Genomic DNA, 25,061 nt, shown 5'->3' with positions numbered 1-25,061 from the left:
GCGGCCACTGCTCAGCCCCGCGGGAACTGCTGCCCGGGCGGCGGGAATGCCGGACCCGGCTGGGCCTGCCCGTGCGGCTGGCCCTGCCCGTGCGGCTGGCCCTGAGGCTGGCCGGGCTGGAGTTGCGGCTGGTCCTGCGAGCCCTGCTCACCCTCCCAGACCGGCGTCGGCGCCGGCACCATGGCAAGGATCCGCTCGATCACCTGGCCGGGCTCGATGTTGTCGGCGACGGCGTCGAAGCCGAGCACCAGCCGGTGGGCCATCACGTCCTTGGCGACGGCCTGGACATCGGTCGGCAGCACGTAGTCGCGGCCGTGGATCAGCGCCAGGGCACGCGAGGCGGCGACCAGGCCGAGGGTGGCGCGCGGGCTCGCCCCGATCTGGATCACCGACGCCAGGTCGGGCATGTCGAACTCGGCCGGCGAGCGGGTGGCCAGCACCAGCCGGACGATGTACTCGGCGACGAGGTTGTGCACGAACACGTCGGAGGCCATGTCCTGCAGTTGGCGTACCAGCTCCGGGGAGAGGACGTTGCGCGCCTCGGGCGGGTGCACGCTCATCCGGCGCAGGATCTCGAATTCCTCGTTGCCGCGCGGATAGGGCACGTCGACCTTGAGCAGGAACCGGTCGCGCTGGGCCTCGGGCAGCGGGTAGACGCCCTCGGACTCCACCGGGTTCTGGGTGGCGATCACGATGAACGGATTCGGGGTGGGGTGGGTCTGGCCGCCGAGCGAGACCTGCTTCTCCGCCATCAACTCCAGCATCGCCGACTGCACCTTGGCCGGGGCGCGGTTGATCTCGTCGGCGAGGACGAAGTTGACGAAGATCGGGCCGAGCTCGACCTCGAAGGACTCGCTGCTCTGGGAGTAGATGCGGGTGCCGACGATGTCGGAGGGCACCAGATCGGGGGTGAACTGGATGCGGGCGAAGCTGCCGCCGACGACCGTGGCGAAGCTGCGCACGGCCAGCGTCTTGGCGACGCCCGGTACGCCCTCGAGCAGGCAGTGCCCGCGCGCCAGCAGCGACACCATCAGCTGCTCGACCATGTGGTCCTGGCCGACGATGACCCGTTGCACCTGCGCGATCGACTCGCCGAGGAGGCGCGCGGCCTCCTGGTTCGACAACTGACCGGTTGGCTGGTCGGACGGGCTGGGGCTCACGAACAACTCCTGCGGGTCGGGGTGACGGCGGCGGACGCCGGCCGCGGCCGGCACCGGGAGCCGACCGCCGGGTCAACGATACCCGCGCGGGGGTTGCTCGCTTATCTTGCTCGGTGCGGCCTGTGCGGGCCCTGTGCACTCGCCCGGGTGTGCCGCCGGACCCGGCAGAATGGTCGGCGACCCGGCGCGCGATGCCGGGCAGGCGGGGCGTTGTCGGCTCCGGACGTGATGGAATGAGGAGCGATGCCCGCACCCGACCTGTACCCGCTGACGGCCTCCGATCCGCCCAGGATCGGAGGCTTCTGGCTGGATGCCCGGGTCGCGGCGCACGAATCCGGCACCGGATTCCTGGCCCACAGCACCACACCGCGCGCCGACGGCCGCTCCGATGTGATCCTGGTCCAGCTCAACTCCGGCGCCGCGGAGGACCCGGCGGCCCGCGACCGGTTCGCCGGGGTGATCAACGACCTGCACATCGACGACGTGGTGGCCCGCGGCGGCGACGGCCAGGCCGACGGTCGGCTCGGGCGCCGGTTCGTCGACGAATCCACCGGCGCCCCACCCGCGGCGAACCCGCGCGAGCCCGCCCCCTGGGTGGCGCTGGCCGCCGACGGCACCGACGGCCCGGTGCGGGTGGCCGACGGGCTGCTGCGCGAGGTCCAGCTCGCCGATGTCGCCCCCCAGGGCACCCCGAGCGGGCCGGATTACCAGCTCCCCTGGATCCAGCGGATCGCACCCGGGCTGACCCGGATGTGGCCGCTGCCGTGGCCGGGCCGGTTCGACCGGGCCGGCTGGGTGAGCATCCTGATCAGTTGGCTGCTGATGTTGTTGCTGGCCGCCCTCGCGGTGCTGATCGCGATCCTGATCTTCCGCAACGAGCCGCCCCAGCAGCCGCCGCCCATCATCCAGCCGACCCAGGGCGGTGGCTCGGGCTCTGGCAGCCCGCAGTCGCAGGAGCCGAGCGACGGCCAGGATTCGTCCAGCCCGCAGCCCAGCGACGGCGGCTCGCAGTCGGGGAGCCCGGAACCGAGCGGCCAGGACTCCGGCAGCGCCTCGCCGAGCGAATCGCGTTCGCCGTCGCCCGGCGGCGAGTCGAGCGGGCCCGGGGCGCCGACCACGAGGTCGCGGCTGTGACCCGCGCTGCCGCGGCGTACCCTCCACCGGCGGGTGAGCTGCCGCGGTTGATCGCCTCCGATCTGGACGGCACGTTCCTGTCACCGGACGGAACGGTCTCCGAGCTCAACCTGGCCGCGATCGCCGCCGCCCGCGACGCCGGGATCGGGGTGGTCTTCGCGACCGGCCGGCCGCCGCGCTGGCTGGACGTGCTGCGCGGCCTGCCGTGCGACGAGCAGCGGGTGATCTGCTCCAACGGGGCGCTGGTCTTCGACCTGTCGGACGACCGGCCCCTGATCAGCCACCCGCTGCCGGCCGCACTGGTGGCTGAGGTGGTCGCGATGATCCGCGAGCGGGTGCCCGGCGTGGCGTTCGGGGTGGAGCTGGGCCTGCGGTTCGGCACCGAACCCGACTATGTCCGCAACAGCGCCGATCATCATCCGGAACAGTCCACCGTGGCGCCGGCCGAGGAGCTGGTCGGGGCGGGACCGGTGATCAAGCTGCTGGTGCAGCATGTGGCGTACAGCTCCGACGACCTGCACGCGATCGTCGAACCCCTGCTCGGGGACCGGGTCACGGTGACGCATTCCTCGTTCGGCGATCTAGGGCTGCTGGAGATCAGCGCCGCCGGGGTGTCGAAGGCCTCGACGCTGGCCGAGTACTGCCGGGGGCTCGGGATCGACGCGGCCGACGTGGCCGCATTCGGCGACATGCCCAACGATGCCGAGATGCTCGGCTGGGTGGGCCGCCCGTACGTGATGGCGCACGCGCACGCCAGCCTGGCGGGGCTGGGGGCGCCGGCGATCGGCTCGAACGCCGATTCCGCGGTCGGGCGGACGATCTTGTCGTGGCTGGGCCGGGAGTGACCGCAGCGGGTACGCGCGGCGGCCCGGCGCGCTGGGTCCGCGCGCTCGCCCTGCTGGTTCCGCCGGCGCTGGTCGCGATCGCCGTCGGTGCGGTCGGGCTCGAGCTGGGGACGCTGATCCCGTTCGAGCCGTTCGCCCTGGACCTCGGCATCTACCGGCGGGCCGGCGAGCAGGTGCTCACCGGGCAGGACTTCTACGCCCGCCCCGTCGGCGGTTGGCCGTTCATCTATCCGCCGTTCGCGGCCCTGCTCTCCGTGCCGCTGGCGCTGCTCGCCTGGCCGGTCGCGGTGATCGCCTGGGCCGTGCTGAATGCGGGCCTGCTGATGCTGATCGGGCGCCGGTTCGGGCTGGCCGGCTGGCGGCTCAGCGTCTTCACCGCGGCGGTGATCATCGCCGTCGAGCCGATCCGGATCACGATCGCCTTCGGGCAGATCAACATCGCCTTGCTGGCGCTGGTGCTGCTGGACCTGTTGCCGGCACCCGGTCGCCGCCGCCGGGGGCCGGTCGGCTGGCTCGCCGGGGTGGCGACCGGGATCAAGCTGACACCCGGAATCTTCGCCGTCCAACAGTTCCTGGCCGGACGGCGCCGGGTGGCATTGATCATCTTCGGCACCTTCCTCGCGTCGGTGATCATCGGATTCGCGATCCTGCCGGGGGCATCGGTGACGTTCTGGACGCGGCTGGTGGGCGGCGACTCCGGGATCAACGACGGGATCTTCCACTACACGAACCAGTCCGTGCTCGGCAATGCCGTGCGGCTCTTCGGCGCGGACGCCCAGCGCCCGGCCCTCGCGGTGGCCGCGGTCGCCGGCCTGGCCGGGCTGGCCGCGGGCGCGCTGTGGCAGCGCCTGGACCAACCGGCCCTCGGGCTCTGCCTGACCGGCTTCGCCGCACTGGTCGCCTCGCCCATCTCGTGGTCGCACCACTACGTGTGGGTGCTGCCGCTCGGCCTGGTGCTGTTGCGGCGGGCGGGCATCCCGTGGGGGCTGCGGGTCAGCGGATGGGCACTGGTCGGCTATGTGGCGCTGGCGCCGTTCAACCTGTTGCCCTATGCCGAGCAGGAGACCTGGCCGCTGTGGATCCGGCTGGCCGACGCCGCCGGCCTGGCGCTCGCCCTGATCTTCCTCGGTACCGCCCTGGTCCTCGGGGTACGCCGGATCCGCGCCCGGCCACGCGCGGGGGCCACCGCGGCCGCGACCGGATAGGCTTCCGCCCGGCACGGGGCGGTAGCTCAGCAGGTCAGAGCAGGGGACTCATAATCCCTGGGTCGCGGGTTCGAGCCCCGCCCGCCCCACCACCGGCACACAAGGCTCGAACCCTTGCCAACAGAGTCATTGGCTGGGTTCGGGCATTGTCGTCGTTCTGGGTCCAGTTGAGGGCGTTGGCGTTGACCTCGGGGTCCAGCAGCACCTCGAAGGGACATACGTCTACGTGCCAGCAACCCTGGCACTGTTCAATCGCGTCATCGCAGGCATCAAGTCGGTACAAGCCCACATCGACCAAGCCGTCGAAAGCCTACAATCTGGGTCCACGGTTGGCTCGTCAGAGCGGCGCATCTGCATAGTCGAAGAAGGCCGCCTTCGGCAGAATCTGTCTCTCGCGAAGGCTCTTCTTGTCGGCGGCGCTCAAGCGCGCGACCTCCGCAGCGTCGTTCCAGTTGTCACGGATAGCCGACACGAGATGATCGACGATGTCCCGAGCTTGTGCGGCGCAGAGCCCGTAGGTCTCCGACTCGCGTACCAGAGCCGCGAATCGGGACACCTTCGCGCCGTGCTCGCCCCGCCCGAAAGCCATTGCCTGCTCGAACGTGTCTCCGGACCGTTGCCCGGGCGAGAGGTCGTAGACCGGGGTCAGCTCCAGGTGCCTCCCGTCCCAGAATGCGGCGTGATTCCGGGCGTGGTCATCGTTGTTGCTGATGGCGATGTTCATCGCGATGCGCCGGAAAAGCTCGGGCCCGGGCTGAGCCGCATCCTCCGCGTATGAACGAAGCACATCGAGGATCTGTGGATAGGACACGTACCGTGCGTACATCTCGTCGGTCTGCGCCATTGTCAGACCGGATACTACGTGGCGCCTTCCTCCTGTGGCATCTCGGTCGAACCGCCGGACGAGAAGTACCTCTTTACCAAGAGACGAGACGACCTTGCTCTCGGGGACCGTGATACCTGCCCTGCGCGCAAGCTCGAGCATCGCGGCCTCGGCATTCACCACGGAGAACACGTGATCGTCTGATGACGCGAACTTCGCGAGCCACTGACTCCCATCGTTGCTGGTGAGGGTCACCTTCGGCCGGGCGCCTCCCAGGCTTGTGCCATGTATCAGCGCAGCGTCGAGGCCCGCTGATAGACTTCCGCCCCTCTCCAGCCTCATCGAGGCCTCGTGCAGCTCATCGAGGGTCGCCGAGTTATCCCGCGGAACGTAGGTCTCACGACTGGTTTGGAAGTCCAGCGCTCCGAAGCGATTCGAGCTGGAGCTCAGCATGTAGTCGATTTCGCTGAGGGAGTTCGGTGTGGCACCTCGTCGGCGTTCGATGACACCCCGCCCCCACCTGTCGGGACTCCCGTCCCTGAGGACACCCGCGATGGTCAGTCCGTCTGCCGGCTCCTGGATGCCGCGGCGCAGCGGAAGCTCCGGCGCGAACAGACTGATGGCATCCGGCCGCGACAGGTACCTCGACGCGTAGATGAAGGTGAAGAGCGGCCCAGTCTGGTCCACCCTCCCGGCCAGGACGGGCTCGGTTTGACCTGGTAGCCACGTCCAGACATAGAGCTCCTCAGAAGTCGTCATCGATGGTTCCTGCCTTCGACCGGCGAATACGGCTTGGGAGCAGAGCGAGCATCTCCTCGCCGCGCCGACGACGGATTGCGATCTCGGAGCGGTCTTCGATCCCAAAGAGGGGGATGCCAACGAGGTCGGCCAGATCCATCATCGTGCCGACGGCGGTGCCACGGTGGCCGGCCTCTGCGGCGAGCACGGTCTGCTCCGAGACGTTCGCGCGGGCCGCGAGGTCCTTGGCTGTCCAGGCGCGGTCGAGCCGACCGCGCCTGATGAGCTGTCCCCACACACTGAGGGCGTCCTGCACGTGCGGTCGCAACGGGACAGCGCGCTTCGCCATCACTGACCTCCTTAAAACATATCCAGACGCCTCTAAGCCTGTTTTATCATAGCAGCGACGCCGGATCGTCGAAGGGTTTTGGTGGTGCGGGAGCCGGCCTGCCGGGCGCCCCGGTTTGAGGCCGAGGCCCAAGCGCCTTCACGCACGCGTTAGGCGCTCACGCAGGAGAGGCCAGCCGCGCATCAGGTCGTCACTTGAACACGACGACCACTCGGGCAGATCGCGACCCCCTCGGTCGTAAGCGCATGGCGCACCGTCTGCTGGCTGACCCCAAAGCGGGCGGTCCGCGCAGACACCGGCACCCACCCGAGCACCGAGCATCTCGAACGCGACGACCATGGGCTGAGCGCACGAGACATATCGGGCTGAGGCGCCTGACCGCGACGAGCGACGATGACCTAAATTTGCCGTGGAGTTGCAACCCGTCGGACGGTGCAACCGAGATCGTGAGAGACGAGGGCGTACATGCGCGATTACCAGAAGTTCTACATCGACGGCGAGTGGGTCGAGCCGGCCGAGGCGAAACCGCTGGAGGTGATCAATCCGGCCACCGAGGAGGCGGCAGGCACGATCTCGCTCGGCAGCGAATCCGACGTCGACTCCGCCGTCGCCGCCGCCCGGGCGGCCTTCGCCACGTATGGCCAAACCAGCCGCGAGGAACGGATCGCGCTCCTGGAGCGGGTGGTCGAGGAGTACCAGAAGCGCTACGAGGACCTGGCCGCCGCCGTCACCGAGGAGATGGGCGCGCCGGCTGCGCTCGCCCAGCAGGCCCAGGCGGCGATGGGGCTGGTGCACCTGAGCACTGCCCTGCAGGTGTTGAAGGAATACCCGTTCACCAGCGACGCCGGCACCACCCGGATCGTCAAGGAGCCGATCGGCGTCGTCGCCATGATCACCCCGTGGAACTGGCCGCTGAACCAGATCGCGGCCAAGGTCGCCCCGGCCCTGGCCACGGGCTGCACGATGGTGCTCAAGCCGTCGGAGGTGGCCCCCTTCTCGGCCCACATCTTCGCCGAGGTGCTGGATGCGGCCGGCGTACCCAAGGGCGTGTTCAACCTGGTCGACGGCGATGGACCGACGGTCGGCGCGGCGCTGGCCAGCCACCCGGACGTGGACATGGTCTCGTTCACCGGCTCCACGCGCGCCGGCGTGGAGGTCGCCAGGAACGCCGCACCGACGGTGAAGCGGGTGCAACAGGAGCTGGGCGGCAAGAGCCCCAACATCATCCTCGACGACGACTCGTTCGCGAAGAACGTGGCCGCCGGCATCGGCGGGGTGATGCAGAACTCCGGCCAGTCCTGCAATGCGCCGACCCGGATGTTCGTCCCCCGCGCCCGGATGGGTGAGGTCGCCGACATCGCCAAGCAGACCGTCGAGGGCTTCGCGCCGGGCGCGCCGGACTCGGGCGCCAAGATCGGCCCGGTCGTCTCCCAGGCCCAGTTCGACAAGATCCAGGGACTGATCAAGACCGGCATCGACGAGGGCGCCACGGTGGCCGCCGGCGGCGAGGGCCGGCCGGAGGGTCTGGAGACCGGCTACTACGTCCAGCCGACCGTGTTCACCGACGCGACCAACGACATGACGATCGCCCGGGAGGAGATCTTCGGCCCCGTCGTCACGGTGATCGGCTACGACGACGTCGACCAGGCCGTCGAGATGGGCAACGACACCCCGTACGGGCTCGCGGGCTATGTCGCCGGCGAGGACCGCGAGGAGGCGCTGCGCGTCGCATCGCGGCTGCGCGCCGGGCAGATCAGCGTGAACAACCCCGGCATCGACCCGAACGCGCCGTTCGGCGGCTACAAGCAGTCGGGCAACGGCCGCGAGTGGGGCGAGCACGCCTTCGCCGACTTCCTGGAGACCAAGGCCGTGATGGGGTACGCCCCGGCGGCCGGCTGATCAACCCGCCTGCTCGGCGACGCCCAGTTCGGCGGCGCCGAGCAGGCGGACGCCGGTGTCGTGGGCGAGCACCTGCCCGCGCAGGCGTACCTCCCCGCGCCCTGCCAGCTCGGCCATCGCCCGCGCCCAGGCGCGGGTCCGGGAATCGAGGCGGCGGTCGCCGGGGCACTCCCAGATGATCACCGCGGCATCGGTGCGGGTCTCCGCGAGGACCGTTTCGAGCAGCCGCCCGACCAGCAACGCGTCGGCGGCCCCGGCTCCGGCGGGCAGGTCGTCACACGGCAGCAGCACCGGCGCGAACCGCCCGGCGGAGGTGCAGACCAGGAACCAGGCCTGCCGCCGGATGGCCGGCCCCACCGTGCAGGCCGCCGCGGTCAACAGGGCACTCGTCCCCACAGGCGCACAGCAGGTGCGCCGGGAGCACCGCGGGGCGAGACGGCAACACAAGCTCCGTCACGTTCCCGGCCGGGCGGGACGGCCCGCGGGCAGGGGCCGGCGGACGGGCGGGTCGACGGTGGTTGCGGCGGCGTGAGGTCGGCATGGCCACCAGCCTTGCCGTTCCGGCCGCCGCGATCATCCGCCCGGACGGGTTGTCCACAGGGCAGTTCCCGGCGGGCAGTCTCAGGCGGCGCGGCGCTCCAACTCGTCGGCGAGCGCGTTCAACCACTCCGCGACCTCCGCCGGGCCGTGGCGTACCACATCCGCCCGACCGACCAGCGCGCTCTGCTCATCCGATGCCGAGGCGATCAGCAGCCCCGGCAGCCCGGCGTCGCGCTGGCGCACGACCTCGTCGAAGGCCGGCACGTCGCCGAGATCGTCGCCGCCGAAGATCACCGCCCGGGCACCGCGCTCGATGATCAACTCCGCCAGCGCCGCACCCTTGTCCCTGCCGGACGGCCGGATCTCCAGGACCGAGCGGCCGGGCTCCACGTGCAGGCCGTTCTCCTCCGCAATCCGGGTCACCGGTTCCACCAGCATGTCGAAGGACCCGGCCGGGTCGTCGGCCGTCCGGGTGTGGACGCCGATGGCACGGTGCTTGTTCTCGATGCTCACCCCGCGCAGGCCGAGGTCGTCGATGATCTTGTGCACCTCGGACTCGACCTGCCCGATGTTGGTCGGTACCGGGGGGATGTAGAACCGCCCGGTGTCGGCGTCCCAGCGCTCGGCGCCGTACTGGCCGAGCACCACCATGTCACCCAGCCCGTCGAGTTGATCAAGCCGGCCCAGGTCAACTGCGGCCTTTGCCGGGCGTCCGGTGATGATCGCGACCGTGCCGATCAACTGACCGAGTCGATCGAGCGCCGCCGCTGCGCAGGGATGGATGACGGCATCCTCCGGCCGGTCGATGATCGGCGAGAGAGTGCCATCGAAGTCGAGCGCGAGGAGCGTGCCTGCCGGATCGGCGAGGACGGCGTCGAGTGCGTGCCGTGCGGCCTCGGAGGTGACCCCCAACGCGTCCGCGGCGGAGTCGGTGACATCGACCATGCGACAAGCGTGGCGCATCCCGAGGCTCGCGACAAACACCGCGGACCAAAGATCGATCTGTCGACCCCGACACATGCCCGTAACCGCGCTGGATAGGCTGTCCGCGGTTGTGAGGAGGCACCAGGTGACGAGCCCGTCCGGAGCTGATTTCGTGGTGGTGGCCAACAGGCTGCCCGTCGATCGAGTTATCCACGACGACGGCACGGAGGACTGGCGGACCTCCCCCGGCGGGCTGGTGACCGCCTTGGAGCCCGTGATGCGCGCCAACGACGGGGCCTGGGTGGGCTGGCACGGCGCCCCGGACGAGAAGCTCGAGCCATTCGTCTCCGACGACCTCGCGCTGGTCCCGGTCGAGCTGAGCGCGGACGAGATCGCCGAGTACTACGAGGGCTTCTCCAATGCGACCCTGTGGCCGCTCTACCACGACGTCGTCGCGCACCCGGAGTTCCACCGCGAGTGGTGGGAGACCTACAAGATGATCAACCAGCGTTTCGCCGATCGCGCCGCCGCGGTGGCCAACGAGGGCGCGACGGTGTGGATCCAGGACTACCAGCTCTCCCTGGCGCCGAAGATGCTGCGCGAGTTGCGCCCCGATCTGCGGATCGGCTACTTCCTGCACATCCCGTTCCCGCCGGCGGAGCTGTTTCGCCAGTTGCCGTGGCGCAGCGAGATCCTGGAGGGCATGCTCGGCGCCGACCTGGTCGGCTTCCAGCTCCCGGGCGGCGCGAACAACTTCGTCGAGCTGGTACGCCGGATGCTCCGGCTGTCCGTGCACCGGCACGTGGTGACGATGCCCGACGGGCGCGAGGTGCGGGCCCAGGCGTACCCCATTTCGATCGACGCCCAGGGATTCGCCGACCTGGCGGCCACCCCGCAGGTCCGCGCCCGGGCCGAGGAGATTCGCCGCGACCTGGGCGACCCGGAGCATCTGGTGCTGGGCATCGACCGGCTGGACTACACGAAGGGGCTGCGGCAGCGGCTGCGGGCCTTCGGCGAGCTGATCGGCGAGGGGTCGCTGTCGGCGACCGACGCCGTCTTCCTGCAGGTCGCCAACCCCTCGCGGGAGCGGGTGCAGGAGTACCGCCGGCTGCGCGACGACATCGACATGCTGGTCGGCCGGCTGAACGGCAACATCGGCACCATCGGACATCCGCCGATCACCTACCTGCACACCAGCTACCCGCGCGAGGAGATGGCGGCGATGTATGTCGCGGCCGACGTGATGATGGTGACCCCGCTGCGCGACGGGATGAACCTGGTCGCCAAGGAGTTCGTGGCCTGTCGCGACGACAATTCCGGGGCGCTGGTGCTCAGCGAGTTCGCCGGCGCCGCCCGCGAACTGAAGCAGGCCTACCTGGTCAATCCCTATGACATCAACGGGTTGAAGGCCGGGCTGATGCGGGCGATCAACGACACCCCGGCGGCCAAGACCAAGCGGATGCGGGCGATGCGCAAGCAGGTCTTCGACCACGACATCGATCACTGGGCGAGCAGCTTCCTCGCCGATCTGGAACGCCGCTGAGGCGGCCGAGCCGGACTGGCTCCCCCGGCTGGACTCGAACCAGCAACCCTTCGATTAACAGTCGAATGCTCTGCCAATTGAGCTACAGGGGATCGCGTAGACGCGAGAAGAGACTGTAGCAGTTCGCCCCTCAGATGTCGTACTCGGCGCGGACCCGCGCGATCGCCGCGTCGACCTCGGCGGCGACCCGCGGATCGGACAGCCTGGTGCCGCGCATCGGGCTGGCCCGCCAGGTCAGCGGGGCGTCCGGATCGGTCAGGTCGCGGCGCCCGCTGATCACCACGCCGTCGTCGGTGCCCTCGATCGGCACGCGCTCCCGTGCGACGATGGTCGCATTGACCCGGTCGACGAAGGCCTCCGGTAGCCGTCCCGGGTCGACCAGCCGCAGGCTGCCCCGCCGACCGTCGGTACGTGTCCAGGCGAGCTCGGACAGCTCGGCGTTCCAGCCGCCGTGCTCGATCAGGTGGTACGCCAACTCCTCCCACTGCCCCGCCCCCTCCGGTACGCCGCCCCAGACCAGCCGGTCCGGCAACGCGACACACCAGCGGCCGTCGACCACCCGGCCCCACGCCAGCACCCGCGGGCTGGCGCCCAGATGCCCGGCAAGATCGCGACGGACCGGCTTGGCCAGGCGATTCAGCATTGCCCCAGTCTGCCCGCCGGCTCGGCGAATGCGCGGCGCAGGGTGGCCAGCGCGGACCGCTCGATGCTGCGCACCCGGGCCGGCGGCAGGCCGAGGCGCCGCCCGGCCTCAGCACGTGTGAGGCAGGGGCCGGCCAGGCCGACGCGCAGCGCGAGCACGGCCCGTTCGGTCTTCCCGACGCAGGCCAGCAGCTCGCGACGCAACTGCCGGCCGAGGGCGGCGTCGAATGCCTCGACGGCACCCGGATCGGGCGGTTCCACGATCACATCGGCGAGGTAGTCCGTCCGCGCGCCCCGCCGCCCACGCTCGGCGCACCAGTCCCGCACCCGGGCCCGGATCAGCACGGCGGCGAACCTGCCGAGGCGTACCCCGCGGCGCAGGTCGTAGCGCTCGATCGCCTCGATCAGTCCCAGCACGCCCTCCTGGAACAGGTCGGTGACGGGCTGGTCGTGTCGCCGGGCGACCTCGCCGGCGATCGTGCCGACCAGCCGCAGGTTGTGCCGGATCAGCAGCTCCCGCGCCGTCTCACCGCGGCGGCGCAACTCCGCCAGCTCGTCGGCGGCCGGCGCCGAGCACGCCCCGCGGGCGAGCCGGTGCGCGGCCATCAGGCCGCATTCGATGTCGAGCGCCAGCTCGCGCTCCTCCTCGGCGCTCAGCAGTCGATGGGTCAACGGCCGGGCCTGCACACGGATCGCGGTCATGCACCCAGCCTGCGCGCCGACACCGGCCCCGGAGGTCGCCGCGGGGCGCCTGTGGATCCGCATCCGGGAGACAACCGGACAACACCGGATCCGACAATCGCGACGCGCGTCAGTCGACGCCGATGCTCGCCGCCTGCAGGCTCTTGCGACGGTTCTCCAGCACCAACAGGTCGGCGAACATCTGGTTGTAGGCGGTCTGCTGTTCGACCGGGTTGGTGCGCTGCAGCTTCGACTTCAGGTCGGCGATCCGGCGCATCGTGGTGAGCAGCCGCAGTTTCGCCGCGTACTCCTGCACGTAGCGCTCGTCGGCGCGGACCAGCAGCGGCTCGACCGCGAGCGAGGCGATCAGGTGGTCCAGCGCCTCGCCCGAGCCGTGCGGCGTGCTGGCCCGCACGGCCTGCACCCAGCCAGACCCCCCTGCCGAACTCTCGGCCGATCCATCGTTGCTGCCGTCCCAGGCGGCGAGCACGGCGGCGTAGACCGCCGCGTAGGCGGGGTGGGTGAAGTCGGCGGCCTCGATGTCCTCCCAGGTGGGCGAGAACAAGGCGGGCTGCTGGATCATCAGTTGGCAGGTGCCCCGCTCGACGGCCAGCGTCCGGTCGGCCGGATCGGGCAACTGTGCCGCCGGCACCACGGGCGCCTCGTCGGGCTCGGCGTCGCGCGCCCGCGGCGCCCGCTCCGGGCCACGACCCGCGGCCCGGGTCACCTCCCGGCGTACCTCCTCGACATCCAGCCCGATCATGCCCGCCAGCTCCCGGGCGTACCCGTTGACCAGCGACGCGTCGCGGATGGAGCTGACCAGCGGCGCGGCCGCGCGCATCGCGGCGGTGCGACCCTCGGCCCGGTCAAGATCGAATCCGGCGATCACATTGGACATCACGAACCGGTACAGCGGTACGCGGCGCGCGACCAGCTCGCGCACGGCCGCGTCGCCGTGCTGCAGCCGCAGATCGCACGGGTCGAGGCCGGTCGGTTCGATCGCGACATAGGTCTGCCCGATGAAGTTCTTGTCCCCGTCGAACACCTTCAGCGCGGCCTTCTGACCGGCCGCGTCGCCGTCGAAGGTGAAGATCACCTCGCCGTGGAAGGCGTCGTGATTGCCCATCAGCCGCTGCAACATCCGGGCATGATCATCGCCGAACGCCGTGCCGCAGGAGGCCACCGCGGTGTCCACCCCGGACAGGTGCGCGGCCATCACGTCGGTGTAGCCCTCCACCACCACGGCGCGGGACTGCTTGCCGATCGCTGTCCGCGACAGGTCGAGGCCGTAGAGCACGTGGCTCTTCTTGTAGACGGCGGTCTCGGAGGTGTTGAGGTACTTGGCCGGCAGCCGGTCGTCGTCGTAGAGCCGGCGACCGCCGAAGCCGAGCACGGCCGATCCGGAGTCGCGGATCGGCCAGAGCAGCCGGCCGGAGAAGAAGTCCCAGCCCTGGGGGCGGATCAGCGCCGCGGCGACCAGGTCGGCGTCGGCGAATCCCTTGCCGCGCAGGTGATTGCCGAGCTCGCGCCCGCCGCGCGGGGCGTACCCGACGCCGAACTGTTCGGCCGCCGCCCGGTCGAAGCCGCGCGAGTCCAGGAACTGGCGCGCGGTCAGCGCCTCGGGCTTGGCGAGCTGGGCGGCGTACCACTCGGCCGCCGCCGCATTGGCCTCCAGGATCCGCATCCGCTGACCGCGCTCGAACCGCGCGCCCGGGTCGTCGTCGGTGTAGCGCAACTGGATGCCGGTACGCCCGGCCAGCCGCTCGACCGCCTCGGCGAAGGACAGGTTGTCGATCTTCTGCAGGAAGGTGATCACGTCCCCGCCCTCGCCGCAGCCGAAGCAGTAGAAGAACCCGCGGGCCGGGGTGACCTGGAAGCTGGGCGTCTTCTCGTCGTGGAACGGGCACAGCCCCTTCTGGGAGCCCGAGCCCGCCTTGCGCAGCGTGACATAGGACCCGACGATGTCGTCGATGCGGGCGCGGGCGCGCACCTCGGCGATGTCGTCTGGATGGATCCGGCCTGGCACGGGGCGAGTGTACGCGGCGGGCCGGGCGCCGACGCCAGGCGAATCGAGCGCGCGAATAGACTGGCCGTGTGGAACGTCCGGTGCTGCTGATCGACGGTGACTGCGGGTTCTGCCGCGCGACCTCCGGCGCGCTGGCGAGCCGCCTGAACGACGGCGGCCCCCGCGATGTGGAGATCCGCGCAGCGCAGGATGCCGAGCTCGGCGTACCTGTCGAGCGCACCGAGCGCGAGGTGGTGCTGGTGCTGCCGGACGGGAGCGCGTTCGGCGGCGCGCAGGCCATGGCCCAGTGGCTGATCTGGCATCGTGGGCCACTCGCGCTGGCCGGCCGGTTCCTCGCGCTTCCGGTGGTACGCCGCCTCGCCGAGCTCGCCTACCGCGCCGTCGCCGCCAACCGGCACCGGCTGCCCGGCGGCACCGCCGCGTGCGCCATGCGCTGAGTGCGGCGCCCAGCCCGCCGCCGTCTCGCGGGCGGCTCAGTCCCGGTCGATGCCCTGCGGCAGCCGAGCGGGATCCCAGCCGAGGAGGCGGACCGCCTGCTCGAAGGCGTACCGATCGGTCATCCCGCCGACATAGCGCACTGCCTCGCGGACCGCTTCGGTCGAGCCCGGGGCGGCCGGGGCGGCATCGGGGACGACGTGCGGGTTGGCCGCGTAGTGCTCGACCAGGGCATGCAGCACGTCGATCACCCGGCGCGTCTGATCGACCGCCGCGGGGCGGGTGTAGATCCGCTCGTAGTTGAAGGTACGCAGGGTCGCCAGCGCCGAGGCCGTTGCCGGGTCCATCCCGACCTCGCCGTGCCGGACCACCGACCCGATCACCGACCGGATGAAGGTGCCGAGCTGTTCGCGTCGGGTGCGGCCCGCGACCTCGGCCACCTCGGCGGGGATGTCGTCCTCGGTGATGATCTTGGCATGGATCGCGTCCTCCAGATCGTGCGCGCAGTAGGCGATCCGGTCGGCCCAGGAGACGATCTCGCCCTCCACGGTGGCCGGCGCGGGGCGCGACCAGGAGTGGTTGCGGATGCCGTCCAGGGTCTGCGCGCACAGGTTCAGCGGCGTCAGCACGACATCGGCGCCCCACGGCCCGTGGTCGTAGCCCTCGCCGATGAACGCATCGAAGGCATCCTCCGAGGCGTGCCCGCCCGGGCCGTGCCCGCAGTCGTGGCCGAGCGCAATCGCATCGGCGAGCGCGACGTTCACCCCGACGCCGCGGGCGATCGAGGTGGCGACCTGGGCGACCTCGAGGGCGTGGGTGAGCCGGGTGCGCTGGTGATCGAGCGGGTCGACGACCACCTGGGTCTTGCCGGCGAGGCGACGGAACGCCGTCGAGTGCACGATCCGGTCCCGGTCACGCTCGAAGCAGGTCCGCTCGGGATCGGGTTCCTCGGTGACCGCCCGGTCGCCGGCGCCTTCTGCCAGCGTGGCGCCGGGCCGCAGCGTCAGCCGCTCCCGCTCCTCGCGGTCCTCGCGACCCAACGGCGCCTCCGCGCCGATGCGGGCGTCGGAGTCGGCGTGCGCCCGGACGATCTCCGCGCTGCCGTGGCCGCGCATCGTCTGAGCCCAGGCGCGCGCCCGCGGGGTGAGATCGGAAACGGACAGATCGGGTGCCGAGCGCTCAGCCACCACTGATCCCCAGCTCGGCATCGGCCAGGTCGGCGTCCAACCCGCAGGTGTCGGACAGCCAGCCCTCGGGCATGATCACCCGCTCCCGGGGCGAACCCTGCCGACCGCGCGGCTGACCCAGCTCAGCCGTCGGGAAGGGCTCGCCCGGATCGATCATGGACAGCCAGTGATCGACATCGGCCAGCGACGAGGCGAGGCCGAGCCCGCGGCGCACCTCGCCGCCGATCCCGAAGCCCTTGAAGTACCAGGCCACGTGCTTGCGCAGATCGGTCACCCCGGCCCGCTCGCCCATGATCGCGGCCAGCAGCTCGGCGTGCCGGCGAAACACCGCGGCCACCTCGCCGAGGCTCGGCAGCGCCCGGGACTCCTTGCCGGCAAAGGCATCGGCAAGATCACCGAACAGCCACGGGCGCCCCAGACAGCCTCGGCCGATCACGACCCCGTCGGCCCCGGTCCGGCGTACCATCGCCAGCGCGTCGTCGGCCTCCCAGATGTCGCCATTGCCGAGCACGGGGATCGACACGTGCTGCTTGAGCGCGGCGATCGAGTCCCAGTCGGCCTGCCCGGAATAGGCTTGGGCGGCGGTACGCCCGTGCAGCGCGATCGCCGCCACGCCGCAGTCCTCGGCGATCCGGCCGGCATCGAGGTAGGTCAGGTGATCATCGTCGATGCCCTTGCGGGTCTTGCAGGTGACCGGTACGCCGTAGCGCTCCCCCGCCTTCACCGTCGCGGTCAGGATGGCGCGCAGCCGGTCCCGCTTCCAGGGCAGCACCGCCCCGCCGCCCTTGCGGGTCACCTTGGGCACCGGGCAGCCGAAGTTCAGGTCGACATGGGCGACGCCGAACTCGTTGCACAAGATCTCCGTCGCCCGTGCCATCGTCGGCGCATCGACGCCGTAGAGCTGCACCGAACGGATCGTCTCGCCCGGGTCGAAGGCCAGCATCTGCAGCGACTTGCGGTCGCGCTCGACCAGCCCGCGCGAGGTGATCATCTCGCACACGTACAGCCCGGCACCCTGCTCGCGACACAGTTGCCGGTACGCCGCATTGGTGATGCCCGCCATCGGCGCCAGCACCACGGGCGTGGGCACGACGAGATCGCCCAGGCGCAGGGGCGGGGCGGGGCTCAGGGTCGTCGTCATGGCGAGCCCAGTGTAGGTGGGCGGGAAGGCTCAGGCCCCGACGAGCCGCTGGGCGAGGTAGCCCTCGACCTGGTCGAGCGCGATCCGCTCCTGACTCATCGAGTCGCGCTCGCGCACGGTCACGGCCTGGTCGTCGAGGGTGTCGAAGTCGACGGTGATGCAGAACGGCGTACCGATCTCGTCCTGGCGGCGGTAGCGGCGCCCGATCGCCTGGGCGTCGTCGAAGTCGATGTTCCAATTGCGGCGCAACTGCGCGGCGAGATCCTTCGCCTTGGGCGAGAGGTCCTCGTTGCGCGACAGCGGCAACACCGCCGCCTTGACCGGGGCCAGCCGGGGGTCGAGCTTCAGCACGGTCCGCTTGTCCACCCCGCCCTTGGCGTTCGGTGCCTCGTCCTCGGTGTAGGAGTCGATCAGGAAGGCCATCAGCGAGCGGGTCAGGCCGGCCGCCGGCTCGATCACGTACGGTGTCCAGCGCTCGTCATTGGCCTGGTCGAAATACTCCAGCTTGGCGCCGGAGTGCTTGGAGTGCGTACCCAGATCGAAATCGGTGCGGTTGGCCACGCCCTCCAGCTCTCCCCACTCGGATCCGGCGAAGCCGAAGCGGTACTCGATGTCGACCGTCCGCTTGGAGTAGTGCGACAGCTTCTCGGCCGGATGCTCGTAGTGGCGCAGATTCTCGGGATCGATGCCGAGATCGGTGTACCACTTGGTGCGCTCGTCGATCCAGTAGCTGTGCCAGTCCTCGTCGGTGCCCGGCTTGACGAAGTACTCCATCTCCATCTGCTCGAACTCCCGGGTGCGGAAGATGAAGTTGCCCGGGGTGATCTCGTTGCGGAAGCTCTTGCCGACCTGGCCGATGCCGAACGGCGGCTTCTTGCGCGAGGTGTTCAACACGTTGAGGAAGTTGACGAAGATGCCCTGCGCGGTCTCCGGGCGCAGGTAGCGCAGGCCGGCCTCGTCCTCGATCGCGCCGACATAGGTCTTCAACATCATGTTGAACTCGCGCGGCTCGGTCCACTGCCCCTTGGTGCCGCAGTGCGGGCAGTTGATCTCGGTCGCAGGAATCGAATCGGGATCCTCGATGCCCTTCTTCTCCGCGATCGCCTCCTGCAGATGATCAAGACGGAACCGCTTGTGGCAGTGCAGGCACTCGATCAGCGGGTCGGTGAACTCGCCGACGTGACCGGAGGCGACCCAGACCTCGCGGGGCAGGATCACCGCGGAGTCGATGCCGACCACGTCATCGCGGCCGGTCACCATCGAGCGCCACCACTGCCGCTTGATGTTCTCCTTCAGCTCCACCCCGTAGGGTCCGTAGTCCCACGCCGACCGCGTACCGCCGTAGATGTCGCCGCTGGGGAAGACGAATCCGCGCCGCTTGGCGAGGCTGATCACGTTGTCGAGACGGCTGGTCGGGGCCACTGTCACTTCCTTGTCTGCAGCACATGTCTGCATCACACGAGCCGGACACCCGGCTGGTGCCCGCGCTCGGCCCACCACCCTAGCGGGCGGCCAGATCGAGGAAGGCCAGCGCCGCGGGGCTGGGGTTGAATGCGCTCCAGGCCAGATACTGGACCCGCGCCGGTCCGCGGGTCACGTCGACCACGGGTACGCCCGCGCGGGCCGGCACCACCTCCGACGGCAACAGCGCGACCGCCTGCCCCTCGCGGACCAGTTGGAGGATCAGCTCCACCGCGGTCGCCTCGTAGGCCACGGTCCGGGCCAGGCCGGCCGCCGCGAACGCGCGGTCGGTCTGGGCCCGGCCGGCCGAGCCGACCGGGAAGTCGGCGAACCGTTGGTCGGCGAGCCGCTCCAGCCCGATCCGTCGCCGCCCGGCGAGACCGTGGCCCGGCGGGAGAACCGCGACGTGGCGGTCCCGGCCGAGCTCGCGCCAACGCACCCCGCGCGGCCGTTCGTCCGGCGGCAGCCCCAGCACGCCGATGTCGAGCTCGCCTGCTCGGATGCCGGCCACGATCTCGTTGCTGGCCGCGACCCGCAGGCCCACACGGACCTGCGGGTGAGCGTCGGAGAAGCGGCGCAGCAGGGCCGGGACGGCGAGTGCCGTGACCGTCGGGATCATCCCGATCGACAGTTGTCCGCGGACCTCGCCGGCCGCGGCGGCCGCGTCGGCGACGGCTCGCTCGGCCGCGGCCAGGCACTGCCGCGCGCCGTCGAGGAAGGCCGTGCCGGCCGGCGTGATGGCAACCCGCCGGCTGGTCCGGGCGAACAGCGCGAAGCCGAGCTCGCGCTCCAGGGCCGCGATCTGGTGGCTGAGCGCGGACTGCACGACATAGCAGCGCTCGGCGGCCCGAGTGAAGTTGCCGGTCTCGGCGACGGCGAGCACATAGCGCAGTTGTCGCAGCTCCATTGATCAATCATGATTGACGATTGCTGTGGTGACAAACATGTGTTGGACTCATTGATCGGATGAGCGGAGTCTTGTCCCATGGCACACCTCATCGCCCCGGCCGCCGCACCACTCACCGAACGCCTGGGCAGCACGGCGGCGACGGCGCTCGCGCCCGCCCTGTGGGGCACCACCTATCTCGTCACCACCGAGCTGCTGCCGCCCGGCCACCCGATGTTCGCGGCGCTGCTGCGGGCCCTGCCCGCCGGCCTGCTGGCGCTCGCGCTGACCCGGACGCTGCCGCACGGCTCGTGGTGGTGGCGGGCCGCCGTGCTGGGCACACTGAACATCGGGGTGTTCCTGACCCTGCTGTTCGTGGCCGCGCAACACCTGCCGGGCGGGGTCGCGGCCACCCTGGGCGCCTCCCAGACGATCATGGTCGCGCTCCTGGTGATCCCCATTCTCGGTGAGCGCCTGTCCCCCTGGCGGCTCGGTTGGGGTGCCGTCGGCGTGGTCGGCATCGGGCTGGTGGTGCTCGGTCCGGGCGCCCGGCTGGACGGCATCGGGGTGCTGGCGGGCCTGGGCGCCGCGGGCGCGATGGCACTCGGGGTCACGCTGACCAAGCGCTGGGGCACGCCGGCCGGTGTCGGGCCGATGGCCTATGCCGGTTGGCAACTGACCGCCGGCGGCCTGGTGCTGGCCCTGCCCGCCCTGGTTCTTGACGGCGTGCCGGACCGGATCGACGGTGCGGCGATCGGCGGCTACCTCTGGCTCGGCCTGGCGGGGGCGCTGGTGGCCTACACGCTGTGGTTCCGCGGGATCAGGCGGTTGCCGGTGACCGCGACGGCCCTGCTCGGGTTGCTCTCGCCGCTGGTCGCTGCGGCCCTGGGGGCGCTGCTGCTCGGCGAGCGGTTGACCGCCGTGCAGGTCGGCGGCTTCGCGCTGGCCCTGCTCGCGATGCTCGCCGGCCAGCTTCCCCCGCCCCGGTCCACCCGGGCGCCCGAGGCGCGGGCCGCCGACGCCCAGGCCCCAGTGCTCAGGTGATGCGGGGAAGGTTCTCTCCGACGCGCTGCGGCTCGTCGTAGGCCGACGGTTCGTCGATCGCCAGCGAGAGCACCGGCACGATGATCATCTTCGAGTCGTAACCGTTCAGCGCGCGCCGATAGGACCCGACATCGCGCCAGCGGCCGACCAGGGCCCAGAGCCCGGGCTCGTCGAGATTGCGGACCAGGTCGACCGCCTCGCAGCCGGGTTTGCCGGCCAGCAGCTCGATCGCTGCGCGCATCCGTTCGCCGAACTCCGCTTCTCGATCATCGGGTACGCGGAATCGGTTGATCACCAGCACCGGATCACCCCGGGAGGACGAGCGTCGACAGGTCGGCCCCGGCCAGCGGGGTGACATTCCAGGCCGCGCGCAGCCGCCCGCTGACCGGGTCGCCGACCAGTCGGACCCGGTGCGGGGTGTTGATCACGATCAGCTCGGCGACGAAGCCCTCGTCGGTCAGTCCGGCGCTGCTGCGGACCGCTACCTGCCCGGGCGCGCCGGCGTCGATGGTGCCGGCGGCCCAGTGGCCGTCGCCGGCCGGGACGGTCGTCGAACCGGACTCGAGCTGCAGGTCGAGGAGCCAGTCGGTGCCGTCGCGGCGGGGCGTCAGCCGGCCGACCGGCGCGGGCAGTCGACCGAGCAGTTCGTGGGTGATCCCCTCGCTGTCGGTGAATCCGGGGAGGCCGCCGTCGGGGGAATCGGCGTCGACGAGGCTGCGGACCGGGGGCAGCTCGCGGCTCGCCAGCTCGACGGGTTCGGGCTCGACCGCCTCGGGACCACGGGCGGCGAGCCGGGCGAGCGCGGGAAAGAGATGGGTCCGGATCAGGTCGAGCTCGGCCTGCATGTCCAGCACGGCGGCGTTCACCGCGATCACGGCATCCAGCTCGGGGATGACGAGGGCGTACTGACCGAAAGCGCCGTCGCCACGGAAGCCGTCGTCCATCATCCACACCTGATAGCCGTAACCCCGCGACCAGTCCGGCGGCGGCGTCTGGCCGAAGGAGTCGGGCACGGCGGTGTCGCTGAGCGGCCGGACGGCCAGCTCGAACCACTCCGGCTCGACGAGCCGGCGTCCGCCGAGTTGCCCGCGGCGCAGCCACAGCTCGCCGATCCCGAGCAGACCGCGCAGCGGGATGTGCAGACCGGCGAACCCGAGATCGCGACCCAGTCCGTCGGTCTGCCAGCCGACCGGTGCGACGTCGAGTGGGTCGAACAGCCGCGGGCGCAGCCAGTCGACGAGCCGCTCGCCGACGATCCGCTGCAGCGTGGCGGAGACCAGGTAGCTGCAGAGCTGGTTGTAGCAGAACACCGACCCCGGTTCGGCCTCCGGCTCCTGGGCCAGGCACCAAGCGACCAGGTCGTCGTCGGAGTCGAACTGCAGCCCGTCGGTGACCCGGGCGAGCAACAGCACGTCGGTGCGATGCCCCGCGCTCATCCGGAGCAGGTGCTCGAAGGTCCAGCCCGAGGCGCGCGGGCCGTCGAGTGCGGCGTACTCCGGCCAGTGATCGACGATCCGGTCGGCCAGGTCGACCAGGCCCTCTTGTCGCGCCAGCGCGAACGCCGTCGCCAGGAAGGTCTTGCTCATCGAGTAGACGTGCTGCGGGGTCTCGGCGTCATACGGAGCCCACCAACCGCGGGCGACGGTACGCCCGCCGGAGTTGATCATCAGCCCGTGCAACTCGATCCCGGCCGCCTCGGCGGCATCGGCGAAGCCGGAGACGGCCCGTTCGAGGTCGTCGGTCGCCCCGCCTGTCTGGTCACTGCGCAGATCGGTCACGACCGCTCAAGCTAGCGCGACTTGACCCAGCGGTCGACTCTAGATGAAAATGATTTCCATGAGCTTTCGTCGCCTGCTGCCCTGCGCCGCGATCGTCCCGCTCCTCTTCGGCGCCTGCGCCGCGCCGGCGGTCGAGGCCGATGAGGGCGCGGGCCCCGTCGAGGTCGTCACCACGTTCTATCCGCTGCAGTTCGCCACCGAGCAGGTCGGCGGCCCCGACGTGACCGTGACCGATCTCACCCCGCCCGGCACGGAACCGCACGACCTCGAACTGACCCCGCGCCAGGTGGCCGCGATCGCCGATGCCGATCTGGTCGTCTACCTTGCCGGGCTGCAGCCCGCCGTCGACCGGGCCATCGCCGAGAATGCGACCGGGACGGTTCTGGAGGCGGGTGCGCTGGTCCCCGCCCCGTCCCCCGGAGCTGATCATGCCGACGAACCGGCCGTCGAACCGGGCCACACCGACGGACCGGGCCATGATCACGACCACGGTGGGCACGACCACGGGGGGCGCGACCCGCACCTCTGGCTGGACCCGGAGAACATGGAGCGGATCGGTTCCGGCATCGCGGCCGCGCTGTCCGATCTCGACCCGGACGACGCCGCCGGGTACGCCGACCGCGATGCGACCTTCGACGCCCGCCTGACCGACCTCGACGAGCGCTTCCGCACCGGACTTGCCCGGTGCGAGACGCGGGCCTTCATCACCTCCCACGAGGCCTTCGGCCACCTCGCCGCGCGCTACGACCTGGAGCAGATCGCGATCCGCGGCCTCTCGGCGGACGAGGAGCCCTCACCGGCCCGGATCGCGGCCGTGCAGCAGGCCGCCCGCGACCACGACATCGACACGATCTTCTACGAGACGCTGGTCTCGCCCGAGGTGTCGGAATCGGTGGCCCGCGATCTCGGGCTGCGTACCGCCGTGCTCGACCCGATCGAGGGCCTGGCCGACGCGTCGACCGGCGCCAACTACTTCTCGATCATGGACGCCAACCTGGCCGCGCTGCGCGGCGCCAACCGATGCCGGTGACCCCGGCCGTCGCGGCCGACGACCTGACGGTCGCGCTCGGCGGACCGCCCGTGCTGCGCGAGGTCAGCTTCGCCATCGACCCCGCGAGCTATGTCGGCCTGTTCGGCGGCAACGGCTCCGGCAAGACCACCCTGGTGCGCACCCTGCTCGGCCTGGTCCGTCCCGAGGCGGGCTCGGCGTCGCTGTTCGGTACGCCGGTCGGGAAGTTCCGCGACTGGTCACGGATCGGCTACGTGCCCCAGCGCACGGCTGTCTCCATCGATGCGGCGACCGTGGGCGAGGTGGTCGCCTCGGGTCGGCTCGCCCGCCGACGCCCGTTCCTGCGGGCGGGCCGCGCCGACCGCGAGGCAACCGACGAGGCGCTGGACCGGCTCGGCATCTCCGGACTGGCCGATCGTGAGTTCGCCGCCCTGTCCGGCGGCCAGCAGCAGCGCACATTGATCGCCCGCGCGCTCGCCGGCCGACCGGAGCTGCTGATCCTGGACGAGCCGCTGGCGGGCATCGACGTGGAGAGTCAGGAATCCCTGGCCGCCACCCTCGCGGCCCTGCACGACGACGGGCGCACGCTGCTGGCGGTGCTGCACGAGCCGGGTCCGCTCGGCCCCTCCCTGCAGCGCCGGCTGGTCCTCGACCAGGGCCGGCTGGTCGCCGACGAGGTGAGCGCGTGATGACAGAGCTCCTGGCGTACCCGTTCATGGTCCGGGCGCTGCTGGCGGCGCTGCTGACCGGCCTGATCGCCCCGGCGATCGGTACCTATGTCGTGCAGCGCCGGCTCAGCCTGCTCGGCGACGGCCTCGGGCACGTGGCGCTGGCGGGCGTGGGCCTGGCCCTCGCCACCGGCACCGCCCCGCTCCCGATCGCGGTGATCATCTGCGTGGCAGGCGCGGTGACGATCGAGCTGCTGCGCCAGGCGGGGCGCGCGACCAGCGACGTCGGGCTGGCGCTGCTGTTCTACGGCGGCCTCGCGGCGGGCGTACTGCTCGCCTCCCGGGCCGGTCAGGGCGCCGGCGCGCTCGCCCAGTACCTGTTCGGGTCGCTGACCACGATCGACGACGGCGACACCTGGCTGGTGGCCGGGCTCGGCATCCTGGTGCTGGTCCCGGCGATCGGGCTGGCCCCGCAGCTCTTCGCGGTCTCGGCCGACGAGGAGCACGCGCGGACGATGGGGCTGCCCGTCCGGGCGTACAACTTCTGCGTGATCATCCTCGCCGCGATCACCGTCAGCGTCGCCATGCGCACGGTCGGGCTGTTGCTGATCAGCGCCCTGATGGTGATCCCGGTCGCGACGGCGCGCGGCCTGGTCCGCGGATTCCGCCGCGGACTGTTCGCGGCGATGGCGATCGGCGCGGTGGTCGCGGTCGTCGGCACCGGCGGGTCGTTCTACCTCGACACGGCCCCCGGTGCGCTGATCGTGCTGCTCGCGATCGCCGGCTTCGCGCTCGCCTGGCCGATCTCGCTCGCCCTGCGGCGAGCCCGCCGGGCCGGCCCCTGAGCGACCCCGACCGCCGGATCGCGAGCGCCCGGACCTCGGGCGGCCGAATCTTGATCGACACGATACATTCGGATCTACTGATATGTGCGGGTCCGGCG

The 25,061-nt window shown here is 71.1% G+C and carries 24 protein-coding genes and 2 tRNA genes; 11 read left to right on the top strand and 15 right to left on the bottom strand.

What is annotated here, in order from left to right; all coding sequences use genetic code 11:
* Positions 1 to 11 precede the first annotated feature (11 nt).
* On the bottom strand, positions 12 to 1,160 hold the full coding sequence (locus ACXDC7_RS08620) for an AAA family ATPase (protein WP_425487392.1): 1,149 nt from the start codon (positions 1,158 to 1,160) through the stop codon (positions 12 to 14).
* A 243-nt stretch (positions 1,161 to 1,403) separates the two neighbouring features.
* Between ACXDC7_RS08620 and ACXDC7_RS08615 the strand changes: the two genes are divergently transcribed.
* The 4 genes from ACXDC7_RS08615 to ACXDC7_RS08600 all read left to right on the top strand — a co-directional run bounded on the left by ACXDC7_RS08615 (position 1,404) and on the right by ACXDC7_RS08600 (position 4,436).
* A complete protein-coding gene (locus ACXDC7_RS08615) occupies positions 1,404 to 2,294 on the top strand; it encodes a hypothetical protein (RefSeq protein WP_179443931.1) in 891 nt (296 codons plus the stop codon).
* Complete coding sequence (locus ACXDC7_RS08610; RefSeq protein ID WP_459221863.1) at positions 2,291 to 3,139, top strand: HAD hydrolase family protein; 849 nt, start codon at positions 2,291 to 2,293, stop codon at positions 3,137 to 3,139. The genes ACXDC7_RS08615 and ACXDC7_RS08610 overlap by 4 nt, the downstream gene beginning before the upstream one ends.
* On the top strand, positions 3,121 to 4,344 hold the full coding sequence (locus ACXDC7_RS08605; RefSeq protein WP_459221862.1) for a glycosyltransferase 87 family protein: 1,224 nt from the start codon (positions 3,121 to 3,123) through the stop codon (positions 4,342 to 4,344). Before ACXDC7_RS08610 ends, ACXDC7_RS08605 begins: the two co-directional genes overlap by 19 nt.
* Before the next feature lie 15 nt (positions 4,345 to 4,359).
* Positions 4,360 to 4,436, top strand: a tRNA-Ile gene (locus ACXDC7_RS08600).
* Between the two features lie 245 nt (positions 4,437 to 4,681).
* On the opposite strand, the gene ACXDC7_RS08595 is transcribed toward ACXDC7_RS08600, so the two are convergent.
* Both ACXDC7_RS08595 and ACXDC7_RS08590 read right to left on the bottom strand, forming a co-directional pair.
* Positions 4,682 to 5,926, bottom strand: a complete 1,245-nt coding sequence (locus tag ACXDC7_RS08595) for a type II toxin-antitoxin system HipA family toxin (RefSeq protein WP_459221861.1) — start codon at positions 5,924 to 5,926, stop codon at positions 4,682 to 4,684.
* The gene (locus ACXDC7_RS08590; RefSeq protein WP_459221860.1) at positions 5,913 to 6,254 is read right to left on the bottom strand and encodes a helix-turn-helix transcriptional regulator; all 342 of its coding nucleotides are present in this window, start codon (positions 6,252 to 6,254) and stop codon (positions 5,913 to 5,915) included. Before ACXDC7_RS08590 ends, ACXDC7_RS08595 begins: the two co-directional genes overlap by 14 nt.
* Before the next feature lie 465 nt (positions 6,255 to 6,719).
* Between ACXDC7_RS08590 and ACXDC7_RS08585 the strand changes: the two genes are divergently transcribed.
* On the top strand, positions 6,720 to 8,153 hold the full coding sequence (locus tag ACXDC7_RS08585; protein ID WP_459221859.1) for an aldehyde dehydrogenase family protein: 1,434 nt from the start codon (positions 6,720 to 6,722) through the stop codon (positions 8,151 to 8,153).
* Here the strand turns inward: ACXDC7_RS08585 and ACXDC7_RS08580 are convergent, their stop codons facing one another.
* Together ACXDC7_RS08580 and otsB are read right to left on the bottom strand one after the other, a co-directional pair.
* Positions 8,154 to 8,549 (bottom strand): hypothetical protein, encoded by a 396-nt coding sequence (locus tag ACXDC7_RS08580; protein WP_459221858.1) that lies wholly within the window; start codon positions 8,547 to 8,549, stop codon positions 8,154 to 8,156.
* A gap of 225 nt (positions 8,550 to 8,774) precedes the next feature.
* Positions 8,775 to 9,638: a trehalose-phosphatase gene (otsB, locus tag ACXDC7_RS08575; RefSeq protein ID WP_459221857.1), complete on the bottom strand. Its 864-nt coding sequence runs from the start codon at positions 9,636 to 9,638 to the stop codon at positions 8,775 to 8,777.
* Between the two features lie 73 nt (positions 9,639 to 9,711).
* Between otsB and ACXDC7_RS08570 the strand changes: the two genes are divergently transcribed.
* Positions 9,712 to 11,160 carry an alpha,alpha-trehalose-phosphate synthase (UDP-forming) gene (locus tag ACXDC7_RS08570; RefSeq protein ID WP_179443937.1) on the top strand — a complete coding sequence of 483 codons (1,449 nt, stop codon included), beginning with the start codon at positions 9,712 to 9,714 and terminating at the stop codon, positions 11,158 to 11,160.
* Positions 11,161 to 11,176: 16 nt separating this feature from the next.
* Here ACXDC7_RS08570 and ACXDC7_RS08565 read toward each other — a convergent pair.
* The 4 genes from ACXDC7_RS08565 to dnaG form a co-directional block, all read right to left on the bottom strand.
* Positions 11,177 to 11,252: transfer RNA gene (locus ACXDC7_RS08565), tRNA-Asn, on the bottom strand.
* Between the two features lie 38 nt (positions 11,253 to 11,290).
* Positions 11,291 to 11,803: a hypothetical protein gene (locus ACXDC7_RS08560; protein WP_459221856.1), complete on the bottom strand. Its 513-nt coding sequence runs from the start codon at positions 11,801 to 11,803 to the stop codon at positions 11,291 to 11,293.
* A complete protein-coding gene (locus tag ACXDC7_RS08555; RefSeq protein ID WP_459221855.1) occupies positions 11,797 to 12,504 on the bottom strand; it encodes a sigma-70 family RNA polymerase sigma factor in 708 nt (235 codons plus the stop codon). The genes ACXDC7_RS08560 and ACXDC7_RS08555 overlap by 7 nt, the downstream gene beginning before the upstream one ends.
* A gap of 109 nt (positions 12,505 to 12,613) precedes the next feature.
* Positions 12,614 to 14,509: a DNA primase gene (gene dnaG / locus ACXDC7_RS08550; RefSeq protein WP_459221854.1), complete on the bottom strand. Its 1,896-nt coding sequence runs from the start codon at positions 14,507 to 14,509 to the stop codon at positions 12,614 to 12,616.
* 68 nt (positions 14,510 to 14,577) lie between these two features.
* Between dnaG and ACXDC7_RS08545 the strand changes: the two genes are divergently transcribed.
* Complete coding sequence (locus ACXDC7_RS08545) at positions 14,578 to 14,946, top strand: thiol-disulfide oxidoreductase DCC family protein (RefSeq protein ID WP_459221853.1); 369 nt, start codon at positions 14,578 to 14,580, stop codon at positions 14,944 to 14,946.
* A gap of 36 nt (positions 14,947 to 14,982) precedes the next feature.
* Here ACXDC7_RS08545 and ACXDC7_RS08540 read toward each other — a convergent pair whose 3' ends face one another.
* The 4 genes from ACXDC7_RS08540 to ACXDC7_RS08525 all read right to left on the bottom strand — a co-directional run bounded on the left by ACXDC7_RS08540 (position 14,983) and on the right by ACXDC7_RS08525 (position 19,640).
* Entirely contained in the window at positions 14,983 to 16,059 is a 1,077-nt protein-coding gene (locus tag ACXDC7_RS08540) for an HD domain-containing protein (RefSeq protein ID WP_459222814.1), read from the bottom strand.
* 64 nt (positions 16,060 to 16,123) lie between these two features.
* Positions 16,124 to 17,272 (bottom strand): tRNA dihydrouridine synthase DusB, encoded by a 1,149-nt coding sequence (dusB, locus tag ACXDC7_RS08535; protein WP_459221852.1) that lies wholly within the window; start codon positions 17,270 to 17,272, stop codon positions 16,124 to 16,126.
* A gap of 30 nt (positions 17,273 to 17,302) precedes the next feature.
* Positions 17,303 to 18,694, bottom strand: coding sequence for a glycine--tRNA ligase (locus tag ACXDC7_RS08530; RefSeq protein WP_343045830.1), 1,392 nt, complete (start codon positions 18,692 to 18,694; stop codon positions 17,303 to 17,305).
* Positions 18,695 to 18,773: 79 nt separating this feature from the next.
* Positions 18,774 to 19,640, bottom strand: coding sequence for a LysR family transcriptional regulator (locus tag ACXDC7_RS08525; protein WP_459221851.1), 867 nt, complete (start codon positions 19,638 to 19,640; stop codon positions 18,774 to 18,776).
* Positions 19,641 to 19,718: 78 nt separating this feature from the next.
* Here ACXDC7_RS08525 and ACXDC7_RS08520 point away from each other — a divergent pair, with 78 nt between their 5' ends.
* A complete protein-coding gene (locus ACXDC7_RS08520) occupies positions 19,719 to 20,663 on the top strand; it encodes an EamA family transporter (protein ID WP_459221850.1) in 945 nt (314 codons plus the stop codon).
* Here the strand turns inward: ACXDC7_RS08520 and ACXDC7_RS08515 are convergent.
* Complete coding sequence (locus tag ACXDC7_RS08515; RefSeq protein WP_343045831.1) at positions 20,656 to 20,958, bottom strand: antibiotic biosynthesis monooxygenase family protein; 303 nt, start codon at positions 20,956 to 20,958, stop codon at positions 20,656 to 20,658. The two genes, ACXDC7_RS08520 and ACXDC7_RS08515, sit on opposite strands and share 8 nt — an antisense overlap.
* Before the next feature lie 10 nt (positions 20,959 to 20,968).
* A complete protein-coding gene (locus tag ACXDC7_RS08510; protein WP_459221849.1) occupies positions 20,969 to 22,441 on the bottom strand; it encodes a serine hydrolase domain-containing protein in 1,473 nt (490 codons plus the stop codon).
* 58 nt (positions 22,442 to 22,499) lie between these two features.
* Here ACXDC7_RS08510 and ACXDC7_RS08505 point away from each other — a divergent pair, with 58 nt between their 5' ends.
* From ACXDC7_RS08505 to ACXDC7_RS08495, 3 genes are read left to right on the top strand one after another with little or no spacing between them, the layout of a single operon-like run.
* Positions 22,500 to 23,471, top strand: a complete 972-nt coding sequence (locus ACXDC7_RS08505) for a metal ABC transporter substrate-binding protein (protein ID WP_459221848.1) — start codon at positions 22,500 to 22,502, stop codon at positions 23,469 to 23,471.
* Positions 23,462 to 24,139 carry a metal ABC transporter ATP-binding protein gene (locus ACXDC7_RS08500; RefSeq protein WP_459221847.1) on the top strand — a complete coding sequence of 226 codons (678 nt, stop codon included), beginning with the start codon at positions 23,462 to 23,464 and terminating at the stop codon, positions 24,137 to 24,139. The genes ACXDC7_RS08505 and ACXDC7_RS08500 overlap by 10 nt, the downstream gene beginning before the upstream one ends.
* The gene (locus ACXDC7_RS08495) at positions 24,139 to 24,963 is read left to right on the top strand and encodes a metal ABC transporter permease (protein ID WP_218843636.1); all 825 of its coding nucleotides are present in this window, start codon (positions 24,139 to 24,141) and stop codon (positions 24,961 to 24,963) included. The genes ACXDC7_RS08500 and ACXDC7_RS08495 overlap by 1 nt, the downstream gene beginning before the upstream one ends.
* Positions 24,964 to 25,061: the final 98 nt, after the last annotated feature.

Source organism: Naumannella huperziae (assembly GCF_054073625.1).
The sequence above is the reverse complement of the archived record's forward strand: the minus strand, read 5'-3'. Positions and strand labels throughout refer to the sequence as shown.